This is a genomic window from Sutcliffiella horikoshii, from assembly GCF_002157855.1.
In the GTDB taxonomy this organism is placed as follows: domain Bacteria; phylum Bacillota; class Bacilli; order Bacillales; family Bacillaceae_I; genus Sutcliffiella_A; species Sutcliffiella_A horikoshii_C.
The window spans coordinates 1,387,522-1,413,929 of sequence record NZ_CP020880.1 but is presented as its reverse complement, the minus strand read 5'-3'; the positions used below and the strand labels follow the sequence as shown (position 1 = coordinate 1,413,929).

General features: G+C 41.4%; 32 protein-coding genes and 1 pseudogene. 15 read left to right on the top strand and 18 right to left on the bottom strand.

Annotation, left to right across the window (positions count from 1 at the left end; genetic code table 11):
• Positions 1–38: 38 nt before the first annotated feature.
• The 9 genes from B4U37_RS07340 to B4U37_RS07310 form a co-directional block, all read right to left on the bottom strand.
• Positions 39–899: a DUF421 domain-containing protein gene (locus B4U37_RS07340; RefSeq protein ID WP_088020206.1), complete on the bottom strand. Its 861-nt coding sequence runs from the start codon at positions 897–899 to the stop codon at positions 39–41.
• 32 nt (positions 900–931) lie between these two features.
• Complete coding sequence (locus B4U37_RS21920; protein WP_157663740.1) at positions 932–1,108, bottom strand: hypothetical protein; 177 nt, start codon at positions 1,106–1,108, stop codon at positions 932–934.
• A gap of 16 nt (positions 1,109–1,124) precedes the next feature.
• Entirely contained in the window at positions 1,125–1,481 is a 357-nt protein-coding gene (gene spoVAE / locus B4U37_RS07335; RefSeq protein WP_088017703.1) for a stage V sporulation protein AE, read from the bottom strand.
• Positions 1,481–2,500 carry a stage V sporulation protein AD gene (gene spoVAD / locus B4U37_RS07330; protein WP_088017702.1) on the bottom strand — a complete coding sequence of 340 codons (1,020 nt, stop codon included), beginning with the start codon at positions 2,498–2,500 and terminating at the stop codon, positions 1,481–1,483. The genes spoVAE and spoVAD overlap by 1 nt, the downstream gene beginning before the upstream one ends.
• Complete coding sequence (spoVAC, locus tag B4U37_RS07325; protein WP_088017701.1) at positions 2,500–2,976, bottom strand: stage V sporulation protein AC; 477 nt, start codon at positions 2,974–2,976, stop codon at positions 2,500–2,502. The genes spoVAD and spoVAC overlap by 1 nt, the downstream gene beginning before the upstream one ends.
• A gap of 13 nt (positions 2,977–2,989) precedes the next feature.
• Entirely contained in the window at positions 2,990–3,442 is a 453-nt protein-coding gene (locus tag B4U37_RS07320) for a YhcN/YlaJ family sporulation lipoprotein (RefSeq protein WP_088017700.1), read from the bottom strand.
• A gap of 110 nt (positions 3,443–3,552) precedes the next feature.
• The gene (locus B4U37_RS07315) at positions 3,553–3,906 is read right to left on the bottom strand and encodes a DUF1360 domain-containing protein (RefSeq protein WP_088017699.1); all 354 of its coding nucleotides are present in this window, start codon (positions 3,904–3,906) and stop codon (positions 3,553–3,555) included.
• Positions 3,907–3,965: 59 nt separating this feature from the next.
• Positions 3,966–4,118, bottom strand: coding sequence for a hypothetical protein (locus B4U37_RS21915; RefSeq protein ID WP_157663738.1), 153 nt, complete (start codon positions 4,116–4,118; stop codon positions 3,966–3,968).
• Positions 4,119–4,210: 92 nt separating this feature from the next.
• Positions 4,211–5,032 carry a coiled-coil domain-containing protein gene (locus B4U37_RS07310; protein ID WP_088017698.1) on the bottom strand — a complete coding sequence of 274 codons (822 nt, stop codon included), beginning with the start codon at positions 5,030–5,032 and terminating at the stop codon, positions 4,211–4,213.
• Between the two features lie 177 nt (positions 5,033–5,209).
• Here B4U37_RS07310 and B4U37_RS07305 point away from each other — a divergent pair, with 177 nt between their 5' ends.
• The 6 genes from B4U37_RS07305 to B4U37_RS07280 all read left to right on the top strand — a co-directional run bounded on the left by B4U37_RS07305 (position 5,210) and on the right by B4U37_RS07280 (position 8,722).
• Positions 5,210–5,950: a BMQ_0737 family morphogenetic spore coat protein gene (locus B4U37_RS07305; RefSeq protein ID WP_088017697.1), complete on the top strand. Its 741-nt coding sequence runs from the start codon at positions 5,210–5,212 to the stop codon at positions 5,948–5,950.
• 143 nt (positions 5,951–6,093) lie between these two features.
• Positions 6,094–6,840: a hypothetical protein gene (locus tag B4U37_RS07300; RefSeq protein WP_088017696.1), complete on the top strand. Its 747-nt coding sequence runs from the start codon at positions 6,094–6,096 to the stop codon at positions 6,838–6,840.
• 129 nt (positions 6,841–6,969) lie between these two features.
• Positions 6,970–7,272 carry a hypothetical protein gene (locus B4U37_RS07295; RefSeq protein ID WP_088017695.1) on the top strand — a complete coding sequence of 101 codons (303 nt, stop codon included), beginning with the start codon at positions 6,970–6,972 and terminating at the stop codon, positions 7,270–7,272.
• Positions 7,273–7,310: 38 nt separating this feature from the next.
• Positions 7,311–7,640: a hypothetical protein gene (locus B4U37_RS07290; protein ID WP_088017694.1), complete on the top strand. Its 330-nt coding sequence runs from the start codon at positions 7,311–7,313 to the stop codon at positions 7,638–7,640.
• Between the two features lie 460 nt (positions 7,641–8,100).
• Positions 8,101–8,490: a hypothetical protein gene (locus B4U37_RS07285; RefSeq protein WP_088017693.1), complete on the top strand. Its 390-nt coding sequence runs from the start codon at positions 8,101–8,103 to the stop codon at positions 8,488–8,490.
• 19 nt (positions 8,491–8,509) lie between these two features.
• Positions 8,510–8,722 carry a hypothetical protein gene (locus B4U37_RS07280; RefSeq protein WP_088017692.1) on the top strand — a complete coding sequence of 71 codons (213 nt, stop codon included), beginning with the start codon at positions 8,510–8,512 and terminating at the stop codon, positions 8,720–8,722.
• Between the two features lie 39 nt (positions 8,723–8,761).
• On the opposite strand, the gene B4U37_RS07275 is transcribed toward B4U37_RS07280, so the two are convergent.
• Positions 8,762–9,505, bottom strand: a complete 744-nt coding sequence (locus B4U37_RS07275) for a glycosyltransferase family 2 protein (protein ID WP_157663737.1) — start codon at positions 9,503–9,505, stop codon at positions 8,762–8,764.
• 83 nt (positions 9,506–9,588) lie between these two features.
• Here B4U37_RS07275 and B4U37_RS07270 point away from each other — a divergent pair, with 83 nt between their 5' ends.
• Genes B4U37_RS07270 through B4U37_RS07255 form a run of 4 tightly spaced genes read left to right on the top strand, consistent with a single transcriptional unit; the run spans position 9,589 to position 13,823 of the window.
• Entirely contained in the window at positions 9,589–10,611 is a 1,023-nt protein-coding gene (locus tag B4U37_RS07270) for a glycosyltransferase (protein ID WP_088017690.1), read from the top strand.
• 5 nt (positions 10,612–10,616) lie between these two features.
• Positions 10,617–11,705: a non-hydrolyzing UDP-N-acetylglucosamine 2-epimerase gene (gene wecB / locus B4U37_RS07265; protein WP_088017689.1), complete on the top strand. Its 1,089-nt coding sequence runs from the start codon at positions 10,617–10,619 to the stop codon at positions 11,703–11,705.
• A complete protein-coding gene (locus B4U37_RS07260; RefSeq protein WP_088017688.1) occupies positions 11,702–12,832 on the top strand; it encodes a polysaccharide pyruvyl transferase family protein in 1,131 nt (376 codons plus the stop codon). Before wecB ends, B4U37_RS07260 begins: the two co-directional genes overlap by 4 nt.
• Complete coding sequence (locus tag B4U37_RS07255) at positions 12,825–13,823, top strand: CgeB family protein (RefSeq protein ID WP_088017687.1); 999 nt, start codon at positions 12,825–12,827, stop codon at positions 13,821–13,823. Before B4U37_RS07260 ends, B4U37_RS07255 begins: the two co-directional genes overlap by 8 nt.
• 66 nt (positions 13,824–13,889) lie before the next feature.
• On the opposite strand, the gene B4U37_RS07250 is transcribed toward B4U37_RS07255, so the two are convergent.
• On the bottom strand, positions 13,890–14,093 hold the full coding sequence (locus B4U37_RS07250) for a hypothetical protein (RefSeq protein WP_088017686.1): 204 nt from the start codon (positions 14,091–14,093) through the stop codon (positions 13,890–13,892).
• Positions 14,094–14,183: 90 nt separating this feature from the next.
• Positions 14,184–15,608 (bottom strand): N-acetylmuramoyl-L-alanine amidase, encoded by a 1,425-nt coding sequence (locus B4U37_RS07245; protein WP_088017685.1) that lies wholly within the window; start codon positions 15,606–15,608, stop codon positions 14,184–14,186.
• 264 nt (positions 15,609–15,872) lie between these two features.
• Between B4U37_RS07245 and B4U37_RS07240 the strand changes: the two are divergent.
• Positions 15,873–16,701 (top strand): annotated as a pseudogene (locus tag B4U37_RS07240) (CotS family spore coat protein).
• 550 nt (positions 16,702–17,251) lie between these two features.
• Complete coding sequence (locus tag B4U37_RS07235) at positions 17,252–17,545, top strand: hypothetical protein (RefSeq protein WP_088017684.1); 294 nt, start codon at positions 17,252–17,254, stop codon at positions 17,543–17,545.
• 93 nt (positions 17,546–17,638) lie between these two features.
• On the opposite strand, the gene fabI is transcribed toward B4U37_RS07235, so the two are convergent.
• Both fabI and B4U37_RS07225 read right to left on the bottom strand, forming a co-directional pair.
• A complete protein-coding gene (fabI, locus tag B4U37_RS07230; protein WP_088017683.1) occupies positions 17,639–18,409 on the bottom strand; it encodes an enoyl-ACP reductase FabI in 771 nt (256 codons plus the stop codon).
• Between the two features lie 147 nt (positions 18,410–18,556).
• Entirely contained in the window at positions 18,557–20,620 is a 2,064-nt protein-coding gene (locus B4U37_RS07225; RefSeq protein ID WP_198317091.1) for a cation:proton antiporter domain-containing protein, read from the bottom strand.
• A gap of 218 nt (positions 20,621–20,838) precedes the next feature.
• Here B4U37_RS07225 and prpE point away from each other — a divergent pair, with 218 nt between their 5' ends.
• Complete coding sequence (gene prpE, locus B4U37_RS07220) at positions 20,839–21,579, top strand: bis(5'-nucleosyl)-tetraphosphatase PrpE (protein ID WP_088017681.1); 741 nt, start codon at positions 20,839–20,841, stop codon at positions 21,577–21,579.
• Between the two features lie 309 nt (positions 21,580–21,888).
• On the opposite strand, the gene B4U37_RS07215 is transcribed toward prpE, so the two are convergent.
• Genes B4U37_RS07215 through B4U37_RS07200 form a run of 4 tightly spaced genes read right to left on the bottom strand, consistent with a single transcriptional unit; the run spans position 21,889 to position 24,642 of the window.
• On the bottom strand, positions 21,889–22,797 hold the full coding sequence (locus B4U37_RS07215) for an RluA family pseudouridine synthase (protein WP_088017680.1): 909 nt from the start codon (positions 22,795–22,797) through the stop codon (positions 21,889–21,891).
• Between the two features lie 14 nt (positions 22,798–22,811).
• Complete coding sequence (locus B4U37_RS07210) at positions 22,812–23,609, bottom strand: NAD kinase (protein ID WP_010192859.1); 798 nt, start codon at positions 23,607–23,609, stop codon at positions 22,812–22,814.
• A gap of 16 nt (positions 23,610–23,625) precedes the next feature.
• Positions 23,626–24,258, bottom strand: coding sequence for a GTP diphosphokinase (gene yjbM / locus B4U37_RS07205; protein WP_010192858.1), 633 nt, complete (start codon positions 24,256–24,258; stop codon positions 23,626–23,628).
• A 15-nt stretch (positions 24,259–24,273) separates the two neighbouring features.
• On the bottom strand, positions 24,274–24,642 hold the full coding sequence (locus tag B4U37_RS07200; RefSeq protein WP_010192857.1) for a UPF0738 family protein: 369 nt from the start codon (positions 24,640–24,642) through the stop codon (positions 24,274–24,276).
• A 185-nt stretch (positions 24,643–24,827) separates the two neighbouring features.
• Between B4U37_RS07200 and B4U37_RS07195 the strand changes: the two genes are divergently transcribed.
• Together B4U37_RS07195 and B4U37_RS07190 are read left to right on the top strand one after the other, a co-directional pair.
• Positions 24,828–25,439 carry a CYTH domain-containing protein gene (locus B4U37_RS07195; RefSeq protein ID WP_088017679.1) on the top strand — a complete coding sequence of 204 codons (612 nt, stop codon included), beginning with the start codon at positions 24,828–24,830 and terminating at the stop codon, positions 25,437–25,439.
• The gene (locus tag B4U37_RS07190; RefSeq protein ID WP_088017678.1) at positions 25,436–26,083 is read left to right on the top strand and encodes a lytic transglycosylase domain-containing protein; all 648 of its coding nucleotides are present in this window, start codon (positions 25,436–25,438) and stop codon (positions 26,081–26,083) included. Before B4U37_RS07195 ends, B4U37_RS07190 begins: the two co-directional genes overlap by 4 nt.
• Positions 26,084–26,408 lie beyond the last annotated feature (325 nt).

The following is a 26,408-nucleotide window of genomic DNA, read 5'->3' as shown; positions in this document are numbered from 1 at the left end:
CCTCAAGTTATTATATGAACGAAAAAAAAGCCGGTAGCTTAACCCTTTAATAATGGGCGCAGCTTCCCGCTTAGCTCTTCCAAACTAGACATAGCACTCTGATAAAAGGCGCGGTTTCCACCAGAACTCGCGGTTACACTAAGGAACGAAAAGTCTGAAGAACATTTTTCAAGTGTCACGAAAGTCAGCATCTTTTCTTTCAACGGCGCAGCTTTAATATGATCATTATATAAATCCACACTTATTTCTCCCCAGACATTTACTTGAGCGAGAAACACATTTCCCAAAAGGACATTTCGTTTTTCGAGTTCCGCTTCCAGCCAGGCCCGGTTTAATCCTATCTGAGCAAGCGGCTCATCTAAGATTTCCCCATCCATAATTACTGTTTGAGGTTCTTTTTGATCTGGCGTGTCCGGATAGAGATCTCCGTAAGTGGCAGGCTGCTTGTTCTTTTTCAAAAGCGCACTCAACTCACCATTTGATTCAAGCGTAGCGAACTCAATATCTTCTACTGAAAATATATCTTTCTTACGCAATTGCTCAAGGAATTCATCTATTGTGTACTTTTCTTTCTTCAAGTTATCTTCCAGAATTTTCCCCTCTCGTACAAACACGGTTGAGTTACCTTCCACAAAATCTCGGAACTTTTTATTATGAAGAGAAATCTGAGAGGTCACCAGCGGGAACAGGGACCAAATCAAAATGCTTGTCACACCGTTCTTCAAATCCAGTTCCCGGTCCATCGACAATGTCCCTGCAATGTCCCCCACCGTGATGCCAACGATATACTCAAAAAAAGACAGCTTTGAAAGCTGCTTTTTTCCTAGGAGTTTGGTAATCAAAAACAACCCAATAATAATTGCAAATGACCTAACGGCAACCTCTATCCACTGTGGCACCACAAAAACCTACCTTCCAAAACGTATACTAATTATATCTCCTTGAGTTTCAAATCTATATTCGCAAGCAGGTCGTCAATTTTCATCATCGATTCGTGGTAGGTGTTTTGGGCCGCCGGATCACATGCTTCCATTGCATACACATGAAGATTGTTTCGAATCATCTTCAGACTTGCCCGGTTATAAGTTAGCATCATTTTTTCATCCATCTAAAAGGCGGCCCCCTTATCCTTTCGGTTTAAATAGTAGTGCTCCGATGAAACCGAACACGATTGCTGCAGAAATACCGGAACTCGTCACTTCAAACATTCCTGTCAACACACCAACAAGCCCGTGTTTTTCAGCCTCTTCCAAAGCACCATGCACCAAAGAATTCCCAAAGCTTGTAATGGGAACCGTTGCACCTGCTCCCGCAAAGGCAATCAACGGCTCATACAATCCCAATCCATCCAATACTGCTCCTGCAACCACCAACGTACTCAACGTATGTGCGGGAGTTAGCTTGAACACGTCGAACATAATTTGCCCGATCACACAAATAAGCCCTCCAACAACAAACGCCCAAAAGAACGATAATAACATCAGCTGACACCTCCCATCCCCATCTCAATGGACACTGCATGAGCAATACATGGGATAGATTCCTTCTGTTGAAAGGAAACCGGAGATAACAATGCGCCAGTAGCAACAAGCAAAATCCGTTTATATGTCCCTTTTTTCATCTCATTCAATAAATGTCCATATAAAACCACAGCCGAACATCCGGCTCCACTTCCCCCGGCAAGTACCGGCTGGCTCTTATCATAAATCATCAAACCGCAATCCTGATACTGCTCGTCAGTAATCTGCAATCCTTTCTCCCTCAACAGCTCAAGTGATACCTCACGACCAATCTCACCAAGATCCCCTGTTGCAATCAGATCATAATAAGATGGATCCCTGCCAGTATCATTAAAATGCGCTTCAATCGTATCCACCGCAGCAGGTGCCATTGCACCTCCCATATTAAATGGATCCGACAGCCCCATATTTATCACTTTTCCAATGGTAGCAGAGGTAACTTGAGGCCCTACTCCACCACTACTTACAAGCCCCACACCAGCACCCGTAACGGTCCACTGAGCCGTCGGAGGCTTTTGACCGCCATATTCCGTTGGATAACGGAACTGCTTCTCTACAGCCGCATTATGGCTTGAGGCACCTGTTAAACAGTATTTTGCACCACCATAGTTCACAAGAAAACTAGCTAGCGCCAATCCTTCCATAGAAGTCGAGCACGCCCCGAACACGCCAAGATACGGGACTTCCAAAGCCTCAGCCGCAAAATTGGATGGCGTCATCTGATTGATTAAATCGCCTGCCAGTAGAAACTGCACATCAGGCAATGACAACCCCGCTTTATTCAGCGCAGTCTCACACGCTTGCTCCAGCAACACACGATGCGCTTTCTCATAACTATCCTGTTCCAGCCACAAATCCTTATGCAGCATATCAAAATCATTCGCAAGCAAGCCATTCGCCTCAAATGGACCACCTATGGTAGCACTTGAGGTGATAACAGGCTTATTGGCAAATACCCATGATTGTTTTCCCTGTAGCATCAGAACCCTCCTATCGAGACCACGATGGTCTTCACCAGTGCAACCACAAAGGCTGAGAATACGCCGAACAAAATAACCGATCCCGCAAGCTTAAACATATTAGATCCTACTCCAAGCACGTAACCCTCTGTCTTATGTTCAATACATGCCGAAATAACGGCGTTTCCGAACCCTGTTACAGGCACCGCACTTCCCGCTCCGGCAAACTGTGCAATCCTATCATACACACCGAATCCTGTCAGCAACATGGCAATAAATATCATGGTCGCTACAGTTGGATTCCCAGCCGTCACTTCGGTAAAATTAAAGAGATATATGTACATCAGTTGTATGGCCTGTCCCACAATACAAAAGAGGCCACCCACCAAAAAGGCAATGATGCAATTTTTCCAAACCGGTCGCTTCAACTCGATCTTCTGTTCCAACTTCTGATAGGCTTTCTGTTCAGGTGTTAGTTGCTTATCCTTCTTGCTCACTCGATGGCACCTCCTATGCTTTTTCTTCTCGTAGTGTCTTCATTTTCTCAATCCGCTTCTCCAACTCTTTTTCAGAAATGTCCTGCTGCTCCACATCTCTTCTAAGCCTTTCAATTTCAAGACGAATTTTTAGATCATGGGATACGACCACATTTTCATCTGGAAACTCCTTTTCCAATGCTTTTTTTACCTTTTTTTCAATCTTCTCTGTAAAAAACTTCTGATACTGTGTCACATGAAAGGCAACCACCAATTCGTCTTCGGTATCATATGCAATAGCACCTTTTACCTCTATGAAATCTTTAGCAATCTTCTCTGCAAGTTGTTCCTTATCAGACTTCTCTTTTTGCTCATTAGAGGTCCTCATGATAGTGTCCTCGACTCTCTCTTTCACCTCACCTTGCCCGCACGCACCTAACACACTCACAGACAACACCAACATCACTACAAACGCCGCCACTTTCATTACATCACCTCATTTCGCATTATTACTCTATCTCTTAATATTTATATCTCCCTTCGAAATTATGTATAGAAAACTCCACTTTAAAAGGCCCTCCCTAAGGAGAGCCACATTTAATCAATAATTCTTGCCACGATGCTTTCTAGAATCCCCGCAACACCTGCAGCACCAAAAATTATCAGCACAGGCTCTCCTATAAATGGATAAAACGTCATTAATAGAAACAAGCCCGTTGTCACCCAAACTCCGGTACACCAATAGCAGCTGAGCAGTTCTCCAATCCAGCGTCTTAGTCCTTTTCCTTTAATGATGATATATTCCTCTATTTCACCCTTCTCATTCTTCTCTTCGATTTCTTCCACAAATGGCTTTCGAATAAACCCTGCAATTTTATCCAACACAATCAGCCTGGTTAAACGGAAACTGGCAAGTCCAAGCAGGAGAAACCAAAACCAGCTTTCAAGCAAAAAAATTCCCCCTTTCATATTGATGATATGTATGAAAAGGGGAATTAGTATTGATGAAATTAATCTTCCTGAATAACTTTTGCTTTTTTGCCACAGCCACAACCGGAGGATTTCTTTTTCTTGTTCGAAGAAGAGGATTTATTACTTGAAGAAAAAACTTTCACCTGACCAGCTGTAGGTTTTGGTTGGCCTGAATAATGATAGTAGTTCATATGCAACCTCCAATTTGTTCGTAGTATAAGATACTTTATCTTATGCGTTTTCGACAAAAAAGTTTTCCGCATCTATCATCACTCGTATAGGCTTATGTGTTTTTTTTCACATTATTATAGAACCAAGATTGCATTCTCGGATCATGTGTTGGAGTTTGTGGAGCTGATTTCTTCTTTTCTAGACTGGAAACCTTCGTGGATTCGTGAATTACCTGGTCCCCTTTCTTTTCCAACTCCCTTACGCACTCATTAACCTTCTTCAAATCATCTGATAAAAGAGAGTTCTCATCATGTAGCGTTTTAACTTCCTCTTCCAACTCAGCAACCATCTTGCGGTAAGACTGATTTTCGGCCTCCAGCTGATCATTGATTTCCGCTATCCTTTGGTACCCTTCATGCGCCTGATTGGAGCTTTCAATTTTCACAAGCAACCCTTTCACCGTTTCTTTTACCATTTCGTATTCTTTTTCAAGGTCTGAATTTATGGTACTTTGTTTATCAAGCTCCATCTTCAAATCCTCAAGCTCTTCCGCAAGCGCCTCATTCGTCTCAATTGCTTTTAGGTGTGCCGTTCGTTCTGCTTCACATTGTTGCTTAAGCTGAAACACTTCATTGCTAATAGTCATCAGTTTTCCCTGATGATCTTCTTTTTGCTTAGCAAGCTCTCCTTTGTATTGTGCAACTTCTTTTTGAAGATTAGAGACTTTTTCGTTTTCTTCTTCCTCCAATTTGACAAGTTGATCTGTCAGTTGTTGGATTTTTTCTTCGTATTCATCTTTTTGTTTTTCTATATTTTTCAAGAGAGACTTACTATTAAGCTTCTCTACATCTGCAGTAAGGCGCTTTACTTCTGCACCTAAATGAATAATTTTCTGCTGTAAAATAATTTTGTCATCATTTTTAAAGCTTTTCATGCTTATCCCTCCCAAAAACTCTCCCTTTTAAATGTAATTCCATTAACTTGGGAAATATGACTAACTGATGCAAAAATAAAATTTGGGTTATTGTCTCGGCACACTTACCCACCAAATTCATACTATACAGTAGTCCCGTAACCCAAATGGGTATTAAATGAATAGGAGGAGTTTTTAGTGAGTCATAAAGAAACTGAAAGAGTCTGCATTAAGGCTCGTAAAGTTTACGACTGGGTAACTCGTCAAGTGCAGGTTTCCCCTAAAAGTATATGTAACTCTGATTTAGAAGGAATCTTTGCATGCGATTGGGAACACGAAGAAGATGCAAACATTGCAGACCTTTTATGTGAAATAGATCCAAAAATTGGTCCTTTAGCAGTGGAATGTTACCTGTCCGACGATCACGGTCGTAAAATTGATGTAATGGCAGCACACCACCACCGCCATCACAAAGGCTTTATCTGCAAGGAAATCGAGCAACCAGGTGGACGTCAGTCTGTAGATGTAGAACTACCAGACGGTACAGAAATTGAATTACAACGCGTTAAAGTTCTAATCAAAGGGTTTGTGACGGTTCAACTAGTAGACGCTCAAGGCCGCGTAAGATGCTGCTCCAAAGCACTACCTTTTGCGACAGTTCAAACATTCCTGTTATGTGCTCCAGACGGCACAGAGTTAGACTGCCACGTAACATATTTCGAGTGCGACTCTAACCTAATCGCAACAGACGAATTCTCTCAACTAGACGTAACACTTGCACTTTGCTTAGACATTCAAATGGAAGCAGACGTTAAACTAGAAGTAGAAGCAAAAATCTGCCGCCCACGTGAGGAAATTATCGAAGGCCTAATCTGCCCTCCAAAACAATTTCCGGAACAGTGCCCAGAAATCTTCCCAGCACATAGACGCCCAAGATAACTTCCACATACAAATAAAACACTTTCTAGAACAGCCAAAAGGATCGGAACACCCTCCGATGCTCTTTGGCTGTTTCTATTGTGTTCATAACGAAGATTGTCCGATACATAAGATGATGTAAACATACTTGTGAGGAGTGTTGAATGGTGGATCCAAACAGTGAGTTGTTTCGAGCAAAGCAACAAGTAATCTACTACCGTGCTGAAGTAGTTAAATATAGAAATAGAATTCTTGAATTAGAGAGAGTAGTGGAGAAAGAGAAAGTCCGAAATAATTATCTACAACAGAAACTTAGAGTATTAAATAATGAAAAAATAGATAGTTATCTACAAGAAATTAAAGAACTTCAGCAAAAAATATTGGAGTTGGAAGTGGAGATAGAAGAGGAAAGCACTTTTCAAAAAATAAAAGGAGAACCGAGTATTAAACAAAATACACTTGATTTTTATAGTTATTTTAATTATTCAGTAGTTTTCCCTGCTGAAGGTGGAGAGAGCGTATGTATTTATAGTCATTTCACAATTGTCAATACTGGGGAGGAACCACTAAATGATATGGTGGTCTGTATGAAAGTTATGCCTGTTGGAGCAGTAATATTATCTGGGCAGATTTCTGATCCTAAGTTGCTCCAAGGCCCTGGTACGGCAAGAGAAGATATTAAATGGGTTTATGCTATAGAGGATTGGCGGAAAAAGATTATGGAAAGTGGTGAGTACTGGATAAAACCCATAAACCCAAAAAGTTTCAGCACACTGACTTTAAAAGGGTTAGAAATAACAGTAGATAATTATAAACGACCTATAAAAGGCACAATAGAAGCATTCATCTATTTTGATGCTACTCAATCTCCGAGTTCTTCCCTCAATAAAATTAATTTTCAAATCCCATAGGCTATGTTACTAGAATCATAGAAAAAAGGCGCTTGTACTAAGGTAAACGCCCTCTCATAATAGACCAACTAGAATACATTAATGTAGGAAGTAAATATTCCTACCAAAATTCAGAGGGAGGCAAAAATTATGAGTTGTTGCGGTAAAAAAGACGACCACAAACACGATCACAGTCATAAACAAGATTGTTTTTGCGGAAAATTTCCAAAGTATTTATTAGGGCAATTAGTTATAGTGGGTACAATTGCAGGAACATTAGAAGGAGTTACATTTAGAATTGCTTGTGTGGATGAGAAATCTGGAATCATCACATTGATTGTTGTAGCACCAGGAGGTACCGGCTTACTGGCTGGTTCACTTTTCTATGTCTGCTGTAAAGATATCGCGTTTATCGCTCCTGTACCATTAACACCTGTAACACCAGAAGGTTAATTTTACCTTTTTAAAAATTTTCATAAGGAGGAAATTTAATGAGTTTATACTATGAGTATAAGTTTAATTGTTATAAAAAAGAAGATGACCATAAAGAAGATCACAAACATGAACAAGACTGTTTTTGTGGAAAATTCCCAAAATATTTGCTTGGTCAAGAAGTAGTAATCGGATCAGTTGCTGGAGCATTTACCACAACTTTTAGAATTGCATGTATTGATGAAAAATCAGGATTAATCACTTTTGTAGTCGTGACTCCAGGTGCTGGCGAACCGTTTGTTGAAGGTCAACTAGTTTACGTTTGCTGTAAGGACATTGCATTTATCGCTCCAGTACCAGCTGAACCATTAGCTGGAGCAGCGGGGTAATCAGCAATAACTGTATTTTGTAAATGATGTAATATAGCTTGTAGGCGATTCCTATATTAAGTGGGCGTCTACAAGCTACTTTTTATTTTATTTAAACTACTGAGGGAACATCTCCACTATAAAAAATAGTATCTCTATGAAATTCAAAAGATACTATTTCTACTCGTATAGTTTAAAAATAACACTTCCAGGTCTTCTTTTTCTCTTTCTTTTTCTCTTTTCTTTTCTCTATCAAACTTTCTGCAACGAGCTTATTCTCACCCATAACACGCACAGCTTTCATCTTCCTTCTCACTCCTTTCTTCTTCTGTATTACAAATTATTCAAAGAGATAATAAAACGTTTGTACTTGTTATCTTTTCTCTGAAAAAGAGGCACATGCACATGGACACTTCTTACAAATATGAATAAATTAGTAAATGACTCTAAATACAATTTTGTAAATAAAGGAGGCTTTTAAATGGGAGTATTATATGTAGAAAGCTCACGAGAGGGATGTGGATGTTTTAAATGTTCCACAAGAGGAAATTCTTCCGAGAGCAAATGCAAGCCCAATTCAACCACCCGTTCTCTTGAAGAAAGAGTTGCAATTCTAGAAGGGTTAGTAGCACGTAATGCACAACTAATTGCTGAAAATAGAAGGTTAATTACTCAATTGGAAAACGGAGATGCCGTTTCACCAGAAGTGAGGGAATTTTTCATAGAAAATGAAGGTGATACTGTAACAGTAGCTACAACATTTGGTACTGTTACTGGCACTGTTATTACTGCAGGGACGGATGCAGCTGAAATTCTTACACCGGAGGGAGACATCCTCATTATTCCATATAGAAGTGTTGAAACCATCTAAAAAGAATGGAGGAACCAATGTGAATTTTTCTCAAATCCTTGCTCAGTATATAGACAGAGCAGTTGAAGTATATCTTCCGAATCAAACACCATTTGGCCGTTTACGTTCGGTTAGTAGTGAATCGTTTGTGGTTGAAGTGCAAAACGGGTCCTATGTCACACCTACTGAGTTGGTAACAATTTTTTTAGACAATGTACAAGGCGTCCGCGTCATCGATGAATTAAACTTATAACCTACAACAAGGAGACGATACCTTTATAATCGTCTCCTTTTAAATAGATAATTCCTCTTTAACCCACTCTTTCCACTTCTCAAACAAATCCTTTCGTCCTTTCGCAGACACACTCCTGCTTCTTAACCTTCTATGATATAGCAGTTCATCCAAGTGTTCTAGCCTCCCCTTTTTACTGATAGCACACAGAATATACACATCCTCATACATTCTACTTTCGAAAATATCCTTTGTGTACCACCCTCCAATTTTCCGCAATGTATCCATTCGATATATCCTTGGAGCAAGTGGAAAAGCACTCTCTAAGTACATCGTCGCGTTGAAATCTGGCATGCCTTTAATCACTCTAGAAAAAGAAAGCTGTTTGTTACTGTAATTCTCCCTCCATTCAACATAGTTCCCATAGTATGCCTCCACCCCCTCACAAACAATATTATCTAACATTTCTAATGCTTTTTTTGGGAGCCAATCATCAGCATCAAGTTCTACTAGCCATGTACCTTTTGCTGCTTGCAACCCAATATTTAAACAAAATGCTTTTCCCTTATTTTGTGGCAAAGAAATGACATGAATATTGGGGAAGATTTTTAAAGGTTCAAGTATTTTTAAGGTATCATCCGATGATCCATCATTAACTATAATTAACTCCCAATTACACTTACTTTGGTTAATCACACTCTCTGTTGCATTAGATAAATACTCAGCATCATTATACGTGCAAATTACAACACTGAATTTCGGATCAGTATTTCCCTCCCTGAAATATCCATATTCCTTCCGCATATGTCTACACCCCCTTCTCCCCTGCACATACACTATATATAGATTATGTACACTTTTGAACTTGTAGACGTTAGAGAAGAGGGATGACATTGGACATTATCATTTTTCCTCCTACCATTGATTGGACCTTTATGAAACAGCGCCCTCAACAATTAATGGCCAAATTCGCTTCTAAAGGATTTTGCGTATTTTATTGTAATAAAACCCAAAAAGATACAGACATGGAACAGGTTTATCCTAACCTATATCTTATTCATGATCACCATCAGTTAGTAAGCGTGACTCTCCCTATTTTTAGACAGAAACGGAAAGGTCGCGTTGGAGTTTGGTGTTCATGGCCTAAACTCGCGGAAACATTGGATGTATATCAGGCCGATTGGATTATCTACGACTGTGTCGATGAATTTGCATTAACTATACAATATGAAAAAGCGTTGGTAGCCAAAGCCGATGCCATTACATGCACAGCCGGTCGGATACATGACAGGTTACGAAAAATGTATCCCGATAAAACCATTAAACTTATTCCCAATGCCTATGACGATAACATGAGACTGCATTTACAAAAGTCAATTGCCCCTAAGCCTGACAAAATTATTGGGTATATAGGAGCATGGGCACCATGGGTTGATGAAGCGTTGATACGTAAGCTTGCATATGCAGTTCCAACCAACACTATTGTAATTATAGGAATTGAATTTGATAAAAAGTTCCGGTTGCATGATGTCCCGAATATTACCTATTTAGGGCATCTGCCACACGACGAATTAGCAGAGCACCTTCAAACTTTTTCCGTATGTCTCATTCCTTTTAAGGTGAATTCTATAACGCTTGCAACCAACCCGGTGAAAATGTATGAATACCTTGCCACGGGTAAACCCGTCGTGTCCACCAACCTACCAGAGTGTAGAAAATATGAAGAAGTGATCGCCATCGGTACAAGTCACTTGGATTTTATTGCAAAAGTAAAGAGTCTTTTAGAAGCTCCGGGTGATGCCACCCCTCGCCGACATATTGCGTTATCCAACACCTGGGAACACCGATGCAATAGCATTCTTTCCTTAATAGAGAGTATTCAAATTAAAACCATTAGAGAGGACGACTAAATGAGATGAAAATAGCCGTCATAGTGGGAACAAGGCCAGAGTTGATTAAAATGGCCGTGTTGATCAAGGAACTAAAAAAACGAGATCTTAATCATCTCTTTATTCATTCTGGCCAACATTACGATTATTTTATGGATGGCATGGTGATGGAATTATTTGAACTGCCAAAGCCAGACCATCATTTAAGCGTCGGATCTGGCTCACATAGTGAAACAACCGCAAAAATTATGGTGAAGATTGAAGAACTTATTTTAAAGGAGAAAATAGATCTTGTTGTCGTGCATGGGGATACAAATACCACACTTGCTACAAGTCTTGCTGCCTGTAAAACGGCTGCGAAAATTGCCCATGTAGAAGCCGGTTTAAGAAGCTATGACAGGTCTATGCCGGAAGAAACCAATAGAGTGCTTGTGGACCATCTTTCCAACTACCTTTTCTGTCCAACTGAAGGCGCAGTGGAAAATCTATCAAAGGAAGGCATTAACACAGGCATCCACCTTGTTGGCCAGTCAATCGTGGACGCCGTTACCTACATTTCACAAGGCATCACGCCAGTCATACTAGAGAAGCACTCATTACATTCCGATTCTTACCTGTTTGTCACATGCCACCGGCAGGAGAATACAGATTGCAACTTACGTTTAAATGGGATTATGGAGGCCCTCCTACATCTAGCGACTCACACGCCCTATAAAGTGGTCTTCGCGCTACACCCAAGAACAAAGAAGATACTCATAATAAATAACTTTCTAGCACGGCTTAGTAATCATCAAAACGTTCTAGTACTAGATCCACCTCCAAATTTTCAGGAAACCATCCACCTGCAACAACATGCCAAAATCGTGCTAACAGACAGCGGTGGGTTGCAAGAAGAATCTTGTATTCTAGGAACCCCATGTATCACCCTAAGAGAAAATACGGAAAGACCTGAAACAGTGGATTGTGGTGCCAATACACTTGCAGGATATGACACTAAAAAAATAATACAAATAGTTGAGACCACATTAAACTCGCCAACTAAATGGAAACACCCGTATGGATCGGCAGGTATCAGCGCTAAAATTTTGGATATCATGACAGGAGGATCTACATGAAAATCTTCATCCATGGCTTTTACGGAGCAGGGAATGCAGGAGACGACGCCATCCTTGAGGCTATCATAGAAACGATTAAAGAAATAAATGGCAAGATCGAGATTGTCGTAAGTATCCGCTCCAAAAACATCCCAGCCTATTATGGCAAAGAATCTATTCAATATGTGCTTGGTACGGACATACCGGCTGTAAGCAAAGAACTGGAAACATGTTCTCTTCTTATCGTGGGTGGAGGAGGTCTGTTTCAGGATTATAACTCCTTTGACCCTGGCAACCTATTTACGAACCAAAGAGGGGCTATCAACTACTACACGTATCCTATCATTCTTGCGAAAATGATGGCTATACGCGTCATGTTTTATGGGATTGGTGTTGGACCGCTTCAACAACCGATCTCCAGAACCGCGATGAAATGGATCGGTGAATTGGCAGATGATATAACCGTCAGGGATATGGAATCTTATCAGTTATTAAAAGAAGTTGGCGTCACTAAGCAAGTATTGACCGCAGATCCAGTGACCCGGCTTGGTTCTACTTTTACCAATGAAGCCCATTCGATGAATAGTAACAAAAAGTTGAATGTCGGCATCAATCTGAGAAACTGGACATACGCAGAACAGGACGCAAAACTATTTCAGCAGCAGTTTATTCATTATCTACACTTATTAGCCAAGGCTTTTCCCATTACCTATTATGTGATGCCTTTTAATAAATTGCCTTCAGAAATGGTGAAAGCAGAACAAATCGCCAAAGAACTTGGAAACGCGGAAGTACTGCCGTATAGCTCTTCGCCTAAAAAATATAAATACCTTTGTCAACAATTGGATTTGATGATTGCGATGCGACTTCATGCTAATATCTTTTCTATTTATGAAGGAGTTCCAAGTGTAGGAATATCCTACGACGGAAAGGTAGAACAATTTTTCCAGGAAATACAATTACCTACCTACTGTCATTCCTTATCAAACTATGATTTATCCTCCTTCAAACAGATTATTCAGGACATCCTAAACAATACTGGTCATCATAAAAGAGTCGTGCAGGATAAACTCGCCATTCTACAAGAACGGGAAAAAATCAATAAAGACGTACTTACAAAAGCAATTGAGTTGAGCAAGTATGACTAGATCTTCACTAAAGATTGCCTTTATAGGACGATATACAGAGGGGAAAACAGGGATAGTAAAAAGTATTTTTATGGGCCTTGAGGAAAATGGACATGAATTATTAGAAATAAACCTTTCTCAACGAACTTCTTTAATCTATAATCCTCATAAAAACTTTGGCGGCCACGGTCCTGTCTATGTGAAATGGGAGTTTATAAAAGAGGAAATTACCGTTTTTAAACCAGATGTTATTTTATTCTGCGCCGGCGGATTGACTTTTGAGAAGACTGTCATGGAGGAATTAAAAAAATATTGTACAATCATCGGATTTACATTAAGTGACCCAGATGTTTTTCCGTCTGTTCAATCCTTTGTGGGAGAATTTGATCATCATACAACCAACTCCCCCCTTGCTATGGAGATGTACAAGAAAGCTGGAATCAACAACACCCATTATATGCCCTTTGCAATTGATTCAAGGTTTTTCACCCCACATAAGCCAATCTATAAATATAAATCTGATGTATCTATTATTGGACATTTCCGTCCAAACCGGTTGGAAGCAGCAAAAGCCCTCCAGGAAAACTTCCGTTGTAAAATATTTGGAAGAGGATGGCCCCTCCCTTCCATGGGACCAGTTTATGATGATGAATGGTTCAAAGCCATGTATTCTACTAAAATGGTAGTCAACTTTCCTTTGACAGGGGCTGGATACACCAATGTTAAAGTAGGTATATTCGAAGCCGCCGCGACAGGAAGACTTATTTTTACGGAGTACTTTGAGGAGATGGAACATTTTTTTGAGTACGGAAAAGAAATAATCGCATACTCAGATGAGGCAGATTTGATTAAAAAAATCAGATACTTTCTTCAACACCCTGATGATGCAGAAGCAATTGGGTTGGCAGGACAAAAGAAGTGTGCAGAAAAACACACTTGGAAACAGCGTTTAGAGACTTTCTTCCAAGAAGTGCAACTTAAAACTCCCGAAAAAAAATGGGAAGAAAATTAAAAAGAGGTCTTTTACAGAACTTGCTGTAAAGGACCTCTTTTCATACCCTCTTATTCAATTAGCTTTCTACTCTTCCTCTTCTTCTAAATCTGCAAGGGCATCGGCGTCTTCTTCGCTGTATTCCACTGCTATATTAACCTCTTTGGCCTCACCATTCTTAACTGCTTGCAACACGGCCTTCAATGCCTCTTCCGCACTAAGCTCCGGTGACAGCGTGAATCCTCTTTTAAAGACAACCTTTAAGTTGGCATGTTGCACTTCAATGGACATATCCTGCTCACTCCCTTAAAGAAATAGCCATGTATAGTCATCATATGCTTGCAAAGCCATGTTCATGAGTCAAGGAGTGAAGGACGTTTATTAATTGGAGTTTCTTAGTTCGACCAGCACATCCCTCATCTTCTCCAACTCTTCCTGTTTTACCGTAATGGTATCTTCCAGCATTTTTTCATAAATCTTTAAGATCAACTGTCCGTATTGTGTTCCAGGTACCGCCCAGCGACCATTCAAATCAATCCATCCAGGGGCAATTCCTCTTGTAACAAGGTCAAAACGTGGATCAACTTTAGGATAGGTTGTTGGCAGCGGCTCGCGATTTGCATACGCGTAAAGGTGCTGAATATGAGCAAGAACCCCTTCTTCCGGTGTTGCAAAAGTGGCACCTCGTACCTCTTCACCTGTCGCTCCAATCCCTGCATAGTTATTTTGCTCTGGTTTCACGGTTCCTGTAAACCGGAAATAGTTTGTTTCGTGGATGGCCTGTGCAAAGGCAACATCCCCTCTGATGTTATAAGCATCTCCAAGTTCGATATAATACTCTCCAAGCAAAGGGCCATTCGGATTAATTGTTTTGACAAAGGTATCTAGTTCTTCGGCTTTTAATACAGATTGACCTTCAATGGATAGTCCTGTTGGTTTTGGAGCATTAGGTGGAGCAGGCGGTGTTGGTGGTGTTGGATCTACTGGAGGCGTTGGCGTTGGTGACATAGTGGTTTCGACTAGGATGAATGCTTCCACTCCTAACTTCTTAATTTGGTCCACCAGGTTTTCGGCATTCTCCCTATCTTTAAATGCACCCGCTTGCACACGAAAGTATGGCGCACCGTTTAAGGTCGTTGTCGCAATGAATGCCGTGATGCCCTTTTCCTGAAGGAATTTCATTCTGGCTTCGGCATTTTTTCTATCCTTAAAAGATCCGGCAATTACTTTATACAAATTGGTTGTCACCTTCCTTGGCAGGGCCAAAGCTTTGGCAATACCTTCCCCGATCGCAGCCGACACATCCTCTTTAAACATTTCATGCTGGATGAGCGCCCGATCCTCGGTGCTATCTAGAAACAGGATCTCCAACAGAACAGATGGCATCGACGTTTCTCTTAACACATGGAAGTTTGCCGCTTTGATTCCTCTATCTCTTCTATTGTATTTACTTGTGACCACGTTAATGACTTCTCTATGAACAATTTCCTGAAAAGTCTTTGATTTACTAGAAAACGCGTTGCTACCATTAAAACGATAGCTTTCAAAGCCTGTTCCGCCGCCAGCATTATGATGAATAGAACAGAAATAATCCGCTTTAACAGAATTTGCAAGATTAGTTCTCGCTTCCAAGCTGACAGTGGAATCCCCCTCTCTTGTCATCATCACTTTCACTTCATATTCTTTTTCCAAATATGCTCTCACACGCTTGGCAATATCTAAATTCACTACTTTTTCTTGGAGCCTCTGAAATACAGCCCCGGGGTCCTGTCCGCCATGACCAGGGTCTAACACTATCAATTTCATCTGGTGATTCCCTCCTTTTGCTATAGAATATGCTAGAGTTCGGAGGGTGGTATGGGTGAATGAGGAGTTCGCTGTCTTTTTTTAATAGAATAATTGAACCAGAGGCAAATCTATCAACTTAGGTATGAAATCAACACCGCGGGGCTACAGCCAGTCCTAATTTATTTCAGAACAAAATGTCAGAAATATTTGTTCTGACATCTTTACTTCTTCCTTTTCCTAGCTTGCTCGATAGTATTTACTAAATTTAAATACTCTTCATATATCCCGATATCAAACCGCTCACCGTTAAATCAAGAAGAAAATTCAGCTGAATATGTACTGACTCCCGAAGAGGAACAAAAGCTTATCACACTTGCAGAAACTATCATCAAAAACTGGGAGATAACCGTAAATTCAGTAGAAGTGATCCAAGGAGGTCAAATGGCAATAGTATGAAAAATCCATACTAATGATTTCATACTGCATCTATTGGGTATAGCTCTCCAGAAGGCGTCCCTATTTTCACAAAGCTTGGTCGATGGCCGAATCACTACATTAAACGTTGTCAGCAGGTGGAAACCTGGAAGTTATTAGCGAAATCGCTGCCGGATGATCAGTTTTCCAAACTCTACTTAGCGGATGCTGATTTCTTTATAAAGGAAGGATGGGATACCCTAAAAGGATTATTAGATTCGGAATACCTGGATTGGGTGGAATCGGTAGAACGAATGCCAAACCTCTGTCACTAAGATTATGGAACGGGGAACTCTCTTTTGAGGATGACGGCCAAATCTGGGTAATTGATCTTGATACCGTATCATTCGATTTACCTATCCGTGATTTGCGTAAAATGATCATTCCACTATTGGATACAACAGGAGTTTGGAATGACGATCAATTTAATGTCATGATTAACGCATATGAAACTGTCTCCCCTTTAACTGAGAAGCAAAAGGAAATCATGTTTATCGATATGTTATTTCCTTATGAGCTTTACGATGTTATCCGAGAAAGATATGTAAGAAAATCACCTTTGTTGGAAACTGAACTGGCTGAGGCATTTGAATACGAGCGAATCAAGTCTGGTGCATTAAATCAATTGATAAAATAACGCTGCAATCAATTTTTATAGTGATTAGAGGAGATGGATAACCACGTCCCTCTCAAACCATCTTTCGTACACATTAGTTTATTACACTTTAAATAATATATAATTCTTGAATTCTTGATTTCGTCAGTAATCAGAACCAAGGGTGTAAGACTTAGTCCCTGCTTTCCATGGCCAGGGGCTAAATCGGTTGGTCAACCTAAGGAGGCTAACAGGCAATGCTAACTCTTGCTACCTTATATCTAAAATGATGGTTAACTGGATATGGAGAGTTCAAGTGAAGCCTATGTCGTTAGCTAAGGGCCATCTATTCTGAGTGAGTAACTTAATTTCATATGGTGATTCCCTCCTTTTGCTATATAACATGCTAGATTCAGGAGGATGATTAGCGTTAATGAGGAGTTGATAAATATATTTTAATAGAAAATAGCAAATGCAAATCTATTCTTTTTATTAAAAAGAGGCAAGCGCACTTCCAAAATTTTAGTAAATGAATAGTATGTGATAGAGAAAGTAGTTTCTCTAATACAACATTGGAAGGGGGGATAAATTTATGGGAATACAATTTCATACTTCTTTAGGAAGCTCGTGTTTTTCAAAAGATGAGGATTCCTGTTTCTGTGGAAAGTATCTTCTCAGGTTTTTAGATGAAGAGGTAGCGGTCCGTGTTGTTGGTGGTCCTAGCGGCGGTGGTATCATTCGTGGGATTCTGACAAAAATAAATTTGAAGTCGGGTATCTTTATTGTGGAGTCTTTTGAAAACGGAGTTCATCACATTTGTTGTAAATCTGTTTCAAGCATTGAACAATCACCTTTTCCAAATGGCGATGCCAATGCTCCCAGTTAGCTCCTAGCTCTTAGAACAGAAAAATCCGAGCTTGATTTAAAGATCAAGAACGGATTTTTTTAAATAATTTTATAAGTTGCGGAATGAGCCTTATTAAAAGATATGGTATCCAGAGTCAACGTGAATATTTTCCCCAGTAATTCCACGAGACAAGTTACTAAACAAGAACAACGCCGTGTCCCCAACTTCTTCTTGTGTAGTCACCCTGCGAAGTGGAGCTGTTTCTTCAATTTCTTTTAAGATAGAGTTGAAGTCACTTACACCTTTAGCAGAAAGCGTACGAATTGGGCCTGCGGAAATGGAGTTTACGCGGATACCCACTTTTCCAAGGTCATTGGCAAGGTATTTCACGCTTGCATCAAGGCTCGCTTTTGCCACACCCATGACGTTGTAGTTTGGAACCACTTTTTCACCGCCAAGGTAAGTAAGTGTTACGATGCTTCCACCTTCTGTCATGATTTCTTTTGCTTCTTTAGCCACAGCTGTTAAAGAGTAAGAGCTGATATTGTGCGCAAGCAGGAATCCATCTCTAGTTGTGTTCATGTAATCGCCTTGCAACTCTTCTTTGTTGGCGAATGCGATACAGTGCGCTACACCGTGTATCGTTCCAACTTCTTCTTTAATTTGCTGGAAACAAGTGTGAACTTCCTCGTCTTTCGTTACATCACATGGAAGAACGATGGAATCGTTTCTCTCAAGTGAATCTGCAAGCTCTCTTACGCTTTTTTCTAAGCGTTCACCTGCGTACGTGAATACCAAACGCGCTCCTGCGTCATGCAAGGAGCGTGCGATACCCCATGCGATACTTCTTTTATTTGCTACTCCCATTACTACATATGTACGACCATCTAAGGATAAGTTCATTGTTTTATATCCTCCTATTTATATAAGTTATTAGTACCTAGTCATAATTATAGCATATAGTTGTCCAAATGCGAATTAAATCTTTTGAGAAAAAAAGCAGCACAGGTATCTTCCACCCTGCACTGCTTCCTACTAAATCAACTTAAATCAATCATAATCCCTGCCAAGCAGTACTTCTTTCGGAATCTCCGTTCCGCGCGTACCACGCAGATCTTCTTTTTCCTCGCGAGGATAGAAGATGATAAAACTTTCCGGGTTGATTTTTGCAAGTTTACCTGGGATCTTCTCCAGCTGTGGATGCCAGCCTGTCGTCCCTCTTCTTGCACTAATCACAACCACCAGATCATCCGGTTGCAAGGTCGGCAGCTTGTTTTCATAGAGTGCCGTCCAACCTTCCACCCATTCCACAACAGTCGGAGGATTAGGCTTAATTTCGCGCATATGCGCTTTATAAACATCAGGAAAGCCTTTGATGACATAGCATTGAATCGTCGCGCCAAGATTGCTGGCGATTAATTTTATGGTTGCCAGCGCGTCCCAATAACCTGGTTTATGGTCGATTCCTTTTGGTAGAATCAACACAATGCGTTTCGTCGTATTCAACGGGTGACCAAGCTTAGAAATAAGCACGGACACATTCGTCTGATCCAGCACTTGGTCGATGACACCGCCAAAAATCTTCTGAGGAGCGGTACGTTCTCCGTTCCAGCCTGCTACAAGTGTCGTGATGCGTTCTTCAGCAATGGCACGGTTAATCCCAATCGCAATGTTTCTATCTACCCTTGTCGTCACGCGGATTGGAACATCTGCCCCGCTTGAATAGGAAACCGCCTGCCCTAGCATTTTCTCCGCTTTTGCCACATCCCCATCTGCCCCCCACATGTCCCGTTGCACCACACTCAGTGCATATAACGGATGCTCGACAGAATTAGATTGTCGGATCACAAAAGCAAGATCCATCAAGGACTCCATTGTATTCGGGTTGGCAATCGGAATCAATATACGCTCTGGGGCATCGCCTTTTTGAACTGGCATCATTTCTTCTTCCAGTGCGAGTTTGCGGCCATATTTTTCAACCAGATATGGACCGACAATACACGTAATCAAAATCATGATGATAACTCCATTGACCGTTGCCTGATCCAACAGTCCGACATTAAACCCGACAAGCGTCGCTGCAAGCGTTGCGGCAGCCTGTGGAGTCGTAAGGCCAAATATCACCATTTTTTCGTCTTTGGTGTATTGGTAAAATTTACTTGTTAGCGCTGCGGCAATATATTTACTTAATAGTAACCCTAGCACGATGGCAATGGTTAGTACCCAAGCTTTTGCATTGCCAACAAGTACACTTAAATCCATCAGCATTCCAACTGATAACAAGAAAAACGGAATGAAGATGCTGTTTGCTGTAAAGCGAATTCTGTTCATCAGTGGCCCTTGGTCAAAGATGAAACGGTTCAAGGCAAGCCCAACTAAAAACGCCCCGATAATCGGCTGCAGACCTGCAATAAGTGCCAATGATCCCGCTGTAAACAGCATGACCATAACATAGATGAACTCTCCTGTTCCTTCTGTTGCCACGTTCCGGAAAAACCATCTAGAGAGAAACGGCGTCCCCAAGAATATAATCGCAACAAACACAATCAAGGAGAAGGTCAATTTTACACCAAAGTAAATATCCAATTCTCCTGCTGCTGCCCCCGTGATGACTGCAAGCACCAATAAGGCAAATGTATCTGTTAGAATACTGCCACCAACCGCTGTGGTAATGGCTTTACTTTTCCCAATTCCGAGACGGCTGGCAATCGGATAACCTAATAAAGTATGCGACCCAAGAATTGATCCGATTAGAATAGCCGCTGCCACACTGTAACCCAGAAGCAAACTGATGGCCGTCCCGACCGCGAGCGGAATCCAGAATGACATCAAACCAAAGACAATGCTTCGGTTTCGATATTTTTTGAATCCGTCTAAATCCATTTCAAGTCCGGCAATGAACATGATGAAAAGCAAACCGACTGTTCCCAAAAGTTCAATCGTCGAGCTTCTCTCCAATACTGCCAATCCGTTAGGTCCAATGATGACTCCTGCCAAAATCGGTCCAATCAAACCCGGTATACGTAACAATTTCATGAAATAGGGAAAAATGAAAAAGATAATCATGGCAATTGTAAATACTAATACCGGTTCCTTTATTGGTAATTCAAACATGCTATCTTCCCCGATCATTTCTTTTTTGTATGTAATAAGCAAGAATTATATCACGTTTTCACTGCGCTAATACAGCAATCTAATAAATTCTTCATGTAAAATTTACAATGGTGGTAGAATGAAGATATTAACAATAGTATGAACTTTTTCCTTTTTTCTCACTCATTTGTATGGGGAAAATGGGATAGATATGTATATAAAAGGAGTGTTTTAGCTTTATGAAAATAGATGTCATCGGTGATATTCATGGGTGTATTGAGGAATTTAAATCCCTTCTAAATGACCTAGGCTATTCGGAGGTCAATGGTCTTTATAAACATCCTGAGGGACGAAAACTTGCTTTTGTTGGCGATCTTACTGACCGAGGACCTGACTCGGTTGGCGTGGTGAAGATTGTGTATGCGTTGGTCGAAGCGGGACTCGGCTATTATGTACCAGGCAACCACTGCAACAAGCTGTACCGCTTTCTTTTAGGAAACAAAGTTCAGCATACTCATGGATTGGAAACGACAGTGGCGGAATTCGAGACGCTTTCTGGTGCAGAACAGGGGCGTTTTCGCCAGATGTTTATTAAGCTATACGAGGATTCACCCCTTTATCAGGTATTGGATAATGGCAAACTAGTTGTAGCGCATGCCGGCATTAAGAAAGATTACATAGGTAAAGAGGGTAAAAAGGTGAAAACTTTTGTCCTTTACGGCGATATTACCGGTGAGTTCCATGAGAACGGCATGCCTGTTCGCCGCGATTGGGCACAAGAGTATGACGGAGAAGCCTGGGTTGTCTATGGTCACACGCCAGTTCGCGAAGTGAGAATCGTCCATAACACTGCTAATATTGATACAGGTGCGGTGTTTGGCGGTAAGCTTTCCGCACTGCGCTACCCTGAAATGGAGACGGTTTCTGTGGAATCCGGGATGCCGTTTGTGAAGGAGAAGTTTCGAGAGTTGTGGGACTGAGAGGGACGTCGGGGACCGAGGACTGCGGATGGATTGGCGGAGGAAATGTGTCAGCAATGACGGGAACTAGAAACCGCAAGCGGGTTCACTCTCAAAAGCAGTGTTTTCCTGAATCGGGCGATAATTAGAATTTACGGGCGATTTTCACGAGTAATCGGGCGACTTTTGGGAAAAACGGGCGATAATTGAGATTTACGGGCGAAAATCAGAAATTACGGGCGTTTCCCATTTTCTACCACATCGAACCCACTCGCGCCGTCACCGATCGAGCCAGCCCCCGAAAAAGAAAGCCGACATTCCCCTGGAACGTCAGCTCTCCTCCAATACTCTTTTCATATCCTCCGGCAGCTCGCACCGAAACGTCATATCCCGCTCTTCTACCGGATGAAAGAAACGCAACTCACAGCTGTGCAGCGCTTGGCGTGACATGCCGCCAAACAAAGAACCTCCATAAAGAGTATCACCAAGCAGAGGATACCCTATATGCGCCATATGCACACGGATCTGATGAGTGCGCCCCGTTTCCAACTTCAAAGAAAGTTGACTCCAACCAGCTCCAACACGAAGCACCTCATATTGGGTGACAGCCCGTTGTCCATCAATTCGTACCTCGCGCTCAATGATACTCGAATCCTTCCGACCGATTGGCGCATCCACCTTACCGCAAGCAGAGCCGGCCTCACCTGTCATCTCGCCGTGCACCAACGCCTCATATCGCCGCTTCACGCCAAACTCCTTCTGTTGCAGGGAAAAAAGATGATGCGCATGGCGGTGTTTGGCAATGAGCATCAAACCTGATGTATCACGATCCAATCGAGTCACAATATGAATCGTTGCGCAGATTCCCTTCAAGTGATAATAACCAAGCACTGCATTTGCCAGTGTTCCATGTCGGTGCTCCCGTGACGGAATTGATGCCATCCCAGCCGGCTTGTTCACCACAAGGACATACTCATCCTCAAACACGATATCAAGTGGGATTTCTTCAGCCACAAGGTCTTCACTCGGCTCTTCTTTTGGAAAAAACACTTCAACCGTATCGCCTTTGTGCAGAAGGTATCGCACAGTAACGGCGCTGCCATTTACTTGCAGCGCCCCACCGTTGAATTTTATATCGATTAAGGCAGCTTTGGAGATTTGCCTTTCTTTTAGGAATTCGCGAAGCATTTTTCCTTCGTCACGAGCTCCAGCCTTAAAGACTAGAAAAAACCTTTCCATAACAACCAGTCCTCTTATTTGTCCGTAATAAATGAATCGCTAACTCGTTTCCAGAAAGGGAATGGTCGGAAGCGTGCAAAGCGAATTTTCTCTTTTGCCACTCGGCTTTGAATAGATTTTACATCTTTATGTAGCAAGGTCAAATGGTCAATGGTTATTTGATAGTCGACATCATTTACAGGCTTTAACAAACAGGTGTGGTGCTGTGGCAATACAAGTGGCGATCCGATGGTACGGAACACCCTGTTATTAATGGAAGCCATCTCTGCCAGCTGAATTGCAGGTAGGGATGGATGCAAGATTGCTCCGCCTAACGCTTTATTATAGGCAGTGCTTCCAGAAGGAGTGGAAATGCACAGACCATCACCACGGAATGTTTCGAACAGTTGCCCCTTAATCTCCACATCCATTACCAAGGTACCTTCTACACTTTTAACTGTACATTCATTTAGTGCCAAGTAACGGGCTTCCCTCCCCCCATCATTGTAGCGGATAATGACTTCCAATAAAGGATATTCCACAATTTGATAGGGAGTCTTGGCAATGGCAATGACCAATTTTTCTATTTCTTCGGGTACCCAATCGGCATAGAATCCAAGGTGACCGGTATGGACACCGATGAAAGCAGTCTTGTCCAGGCGGCTGCGGTAGCGGTGAAACGCGTATAGAAGGGTCCCGTCTCCACCGACAGACACAACTAAGTCAGGTTGATCTTCATCATAAGTCAAATCAAAATCCTGCAAGTAGGTCCTCATCTTGTGCATTAATGTATTTGAAACTGAGTCCCCTTTGGAGGTTATGGCAAATTTCATACTCCCACCCCTTATGTTAGTTCGAATCTAGCTCTTTTTTTCGTGAAAAGATGGCTTGCGCTTCTTGGATTTCTCCTCGTATCTGCGACATTTCTGCATCTAGGAGATATGCCGCTTCCGCTGCACGAACCAGTCTTTCTTTTATATCCTGAGGAAATTGGCCGCTATATTTGTAGTTCAGCGAATGCTCGATCGTTGCCCAAAAGTTCATCGCAAGTGTCCTGATCTGAATTTCAACGAGGATTTTCTTTTCCCCTTCAATCGTTTGCACAGGATAACGGACGACCACATGATAAGAACGATACCCGCTGTTTTTTCGGGAGGAAATATAATCTCGTTCTTCCACAATTTCAAAATCATTGCGAATCCGGAGAATTTCCACCACTCTATGTATATCATCCACAAACTGGCACATCATGCGGACACCGGCAATGTCCTGCATTTCGTCTTCCAGCTTTTCAAGCGATATGCCCTTACGTGTCGCTTTATCCAAGATACTTGCGATCGGCTTAACTCTTCCCGTAACAAATTCGATGGGAGAATGCTCCGATTGCATCTTAAATTGCCCGCGCATCCCCTTTAATTTCACTTTCATTTCATCTATAGCCTGTTTATAAGGCGCTAAAAACAAGTCCCAGTGTTGTATCATAATTGGTCAAACCCCTTAAAAAATCTCGTTTACTCTTCTCTCCATCTCTTCTCCATAATTAGCATTGTCCCTAATATTTTCTATTAAGTAGCCTAATTCTTCTTCTATATTTGTCAGCAGCAATGCCGTCTTGTCCACTACAAGTACAATTGCCTTTTTATCTTCTAATGCCTGTCTCATATCATTCCAAAAATCATCCTTGATGCTCACATAGATAAATTCAGTCGCTGTCTCCAGTTTATAAATAAATGCGAGATTGTCTGAATCCACCAGCATTTGATTGCTCGCAGACACCTGATCAAGCGGAAAAGATACAGAATCCGCCTCTAGCAAAAGTTGTTGTTCATTCCATGATGTTTTCTTGATTTCAATTCTTTTTTGCATAATAATCTCCTTCCAACCCAAATCCTACTCATATATTATCATAATTCCCTTCCTGCAACGAAATGGAAACCTAACTTTTTACCAAAAAATTGTGTTTCGTGATTCCTAGAAGAATGCACTTAAACATTGCCTTCCCCAGAAAAGCAAGTAATAATAGAAGTATATCAATTAGGTGAGGTAAAACTATGACTAACCAAGAAATCGAAATCGAATTTAAAAACTTATTGACCTTTGATGAATTCACATCTCTCTGTTCGGCATTCAAAGTGAAATCAGGTGATTTTTTCACTCAGGAAAACCATTATTTTGATACTCCTGGGTTTGCCCTGAAAGAAATAGGATGTGCTCTTCGCGTTCGAAAAAAAGGCGACACATTCACACTTACCTTAAAACAACCTGCTGCCGAAGGACTTCTTGAAACACATCAAGTTGTGACAGAAGATGAATTTGTTGCCATGAAAGGCGCAAAGAACGGATTGATCAGCGGAATTATCTCCACTATATTAAAGGACGAGCTTAGTATCTCCCCATCGGAAGTAATCTACTTTGGATCATTGAAAACAAACCGCGCTGAGCTTTCATACAAAGATGGATTATTAGTATTGGATGAGAGCAATTATATGGATACTAGCGACTTTGAGCTGGAATACGAAGTAAGCAATTATGAAGAAGGTGAAAAATTGTTTCAAGAACTACTTGCTGCTTATGGAATTCCTCTCCGTGAAACGAAAAATAAAATTGTAAGATTTTACGAGGCAAAAGCTTGTGCACTTACAGGAGAAGGGGACCAACAATGAACGTAGAACAGCTCCGGTCCATGATGCAGCTTCAAGCTTTGCAGGGACTACAAGAAAACAAGCAACCCAACAACTCTGGTTCCAATCTCCCATTCTCTACTGTATTGGCGGGAATGATGACTACTGACACTGGGAATTCCTCGCTCACTGGGCAGAATTCTTTTTCTCATCCATTAAATTCTGCAATGCTTTCGATGAATGCGAGCTTGTTGGAAGCACAAGTAAGTACCTCTAACTCAGTTGGAGAAAAGATGAGTGTTGCTAAACGATCAGATTTTGAAGAGATCATTGAGGAAGCTTCGGTAAAATATGGAGTCGATCCAAAACTAATCAAAGCAATCATTCAACAAGAATCAAGCTTTAATCCAACCGCCGTAAGTCATGCAGGGGCAACCGGATTGATGCAACTGATGCCTTTAACAGCAAAAGGACTCGGCGTCACGAATGCCATGGACCCTCGTCAGAATATTATGGGCGGCACTAAATACATTCGTCAGATGCTCGATAAGTACGATGGCAACCTAACCCTCGCACTTGCCGCCTACAATGCAGGTCCAGGAAACGTAGACAAATACAGCGGAGTCCCTCCCTTCAAAGAAACCATGAACTACGTCCGTAAAGTTACAGGGAATTATCAGGCTTAATAAATAATTTTAATATAACCCCTCGCTTGAAATTAAAAATTCATGCGAGGGTTTTTTTAGAAATATGATAACCCGTTGATTGAAGTGAAAGGCGCGCAGACGCCCGCGGGAGGAAGGGACAAGTGAGACCCCGCAGCGTAGCGAGGAGGCTCACGGACCGCCCGCAGGCAAGCGAAGCGCCTGGAACGGAAATCAACAGTTTGAAACAATACCCCTTCCACTCCTCTTCCTTTTTTCCCTATTTTTTGCAAGGGTGGAATCGAATTGTTTGAGATATAATAACCACATTGCTAAAATATACATACAATCGTTACTTTAGATATAA

Coding starts and splice junctions, on each gene's coding strand:
- B4U37_RS07235 (WP_088017684.1), top strand. CDS start 17,252: ATGGGAATACAATTTCATACTTCTTTAGGAAGCTCGTGTTTTTCAAAA.
- B4U37_RS07225 (WP_198317091.1), bottom strand. CDS start 20,620: ATGTTTGAATTACCAATAAAGGAACCGGTATTAGTATTTACAATTGCC.
- B4U37_RS07310 (WP_088017698.1), bottom strand. CDS start 5,032: ATGAAAAGCTTTAAAAATGATGACAAAATTATTTTACAGCAGAAAATT.
- B4U37_RS21920 (WP_157663740.1), bottom strand. CDS start 1,108: ATGGATGAAAAAATGATGCTAACTTATAACCGGGCAAGTCTGAAGATG.
- spoVAE (WP_088017703.1), bottom strand. CDS start 1,481: ATGTTATTATCGTTCTTTTGGGCGTTTGTTGTTGGAGGGCTTATTTGT.
- spoVAD (WP_088017702.1), bottom strand. CDS start 2,500: ATGCTACAGGGAAAACAATCATGGGTATTTGCCAATAAGCCTGTTATC.
- wecB (WP_088017689.1), top strand. CDS start 10,617: ATGAAAATAGCCGTCATAGTGGGAACAAGGCCAGAGTTGATTAAAATG.
- B4U37_RS07215 (WP_088017680.1), bottom strand. CDS start 22,797: ATGGAAAGGTTTTTTCTAGTCTTTAAGGCTGGAGCTCGTGACGAAGGA.
- B4U37_RS07275 (WP_157663737.1), bottom strand. CDS start 9,505: ATGCGGAAGGAATATGGATATTTCAGGGAGGGAAATACTGATCCGAAA.
- B4U37_RS07295 (WP_088017695.1), top strand. CDS start 6,970: ATGAGTTGTTGCGGTAAAAAAGACGACCACAAACACGATCACAGTCAT.
- B4U37_RS07285 (WP_088017693.1), top strand. CDS start 8,101: ATGGGAGTATTATATGTAGAAAGCTCACGAGAGGGATGTGGATGTTTT.
- B4U37_RS21915 (WP_157663738.1), bottom strand. CDS start 4,118: ATGAACTACTATCATTATTCAGGCCAACCAAAACCTACAGCTGGTCAG.
- B4U37_RS07260 (WP_088017688.1), top strand. CDS start 11,702: ATGAAAATCTTCATCCATGGCTTTTACGGAGCAGGGAATGCAGGAGAC.
- B4U37_RS07290 (WP_088017694.1), top strand. CDS start 7,311: ATGAGTTTATACTATGAGTATAAGTTTAATTGTTATAAAAAAGAAGAT.
- B4U37_RS07210 (WP_010192859.1), bottom strand. CDS start 23,609: ATGAAATTTGCCATAACCTCCAAAGGGGACTCAGTTTCAAATACATTA.
- yjbM (WP_010192858.1), bottom strand. CDS start 24,258: ATGATACAACACTGGGACTTGTTTTTAGCGCCTTATAAACAGGCTATA.
- B4U37_RS07195 (WP_088017679.1), top strand. CDS start 24,828: ATGACTAACCAAGAAATCGAAATCGAATTTAAAAACTTATTGACCTTT.
- fabI (WP_088017683.1), bottom strand. CDS start 18,409: ATGAACTTATCCTTAGATGGTCGTACATATGTAGTAATGGGAGTAGCA.
- B4U37_RS07245 (WP_088017685.1), bottom strand. CDS start 15,608: ATGAAATTGATAGTGTTAGACCCTGGTCATGGCGGACAGGACCCCGGG.
- B4U37_RS07320 (WP_088017700.1), bottom strand. CDS start 3,442: ATGAAAGTGGCGGCGTTTGTAGTGATGTTGGTGTTGTCTGTGAGTGTG.
- prpE (WP_088017681.1), top strand. CDS start 20,839: ATGAAAATAGATGTCATCGGTGATATTCATGGGTGTATTGAGGAATTT.
- B4U37_RS07250 (WP_088017686.1), bottom strand. CDS start 14,093: ATGTCCATTGAAGTGCAACATGCCAACTTAAAGGTTGTCTTTAAAAGA.
- B4U37_RS07190 (WP_088017678.1), top strand. CDS start 25,436: ATGAACGTAGAACAGCTCCGGTCCATGATGCAGCTTCAAGCTTTGCAG.
- B4U37_RS07200 (WP_010192857.1), bottom strand. CDS start 24,642: ATGCAAAAAAGAATTGAAATCAAGAAAACATCATGGAATGAACAACAA.
- B4U37_RS07300 (WP_088017696.1), top strand. CDS start 6,094: ATGGTGGATCCAAACAGTGAGTTGTTTCGAGCAAAGCAACAAGTAATC.
- B4U37_RS07255 (WP_088017687.1), top strand. CDS start 12,825: ATGACTAGATCTTCACTAAAGATTGCCTTTATAGGACGATATACAGAG.
- B4U37_RS07270 (WP_088017690.1), top strand. CDS start 9,589: ATGACATTGGACATTATCATTTTTCCTCCTACCATTGATTGGACCTTT.